A 396-nucleotide genomic window follows, 5' to 3' on the forward strand; every position below is an offset into this window, starting at 1 on the left:
ATGGCAAACAGCAGGGCCAGATTGTGCATGGCGCTGGCGGTGCCCTGTGCCGCGGAAAGCTGGTACCAGGTCTTCGCCTTCTTGATGTCGCGCGCGACGCCGATGCCCTTTTCGTAGAAATTTCCGATACGGTATTCGGCCGGCGCGAAGCCGAGTTCCGCCGATTTCTCGTACCATTTGGCCGCTGCCGCCATGTCTTCCTTGACGCCGCGCGACTCGGCATAGCGCGAGCCGATTTCGAACAGCGCCTTGGCGTCGCCGCTGGCAGCGGCATCACGCAAGGCGGCCGGGCCGGCGTCAGCGGGAATGTCGAATTTTGCCGTCGTCGCCGGCGAAGCGTCCACCGGCGGAACCGCGCCCGTCGTGTCCTTGGCGGTGGGCGGCCCCCTCGCCATA

1 protein-coding gene is annotated in these 396 nt (G+C 65.9%); it reads right to left on the reverse strand.

Annotation, left to right across the window (positions count from 1 at the left end):
• Positions 1-396: tetratricopeptide repeat protein (locus tag EOA22_RS37415; protein WP_164756376.1), on the reverse strand; the 396-nt coding region annotated here is incomplete at both ends.

Origin of the sequence: Mesorhizobium sp. M7A.F.Ca.US.014.04.1.1 (assembly GCF_003998745.1) — a bacterium.
Taxonomy (GTDB): Bacteria; Pseudomonadota; Alphaproteobacteria; order Rhizobiales; family Rhizobiaceae; genus Mesorhizobium; species Mesorhizobium ciceri.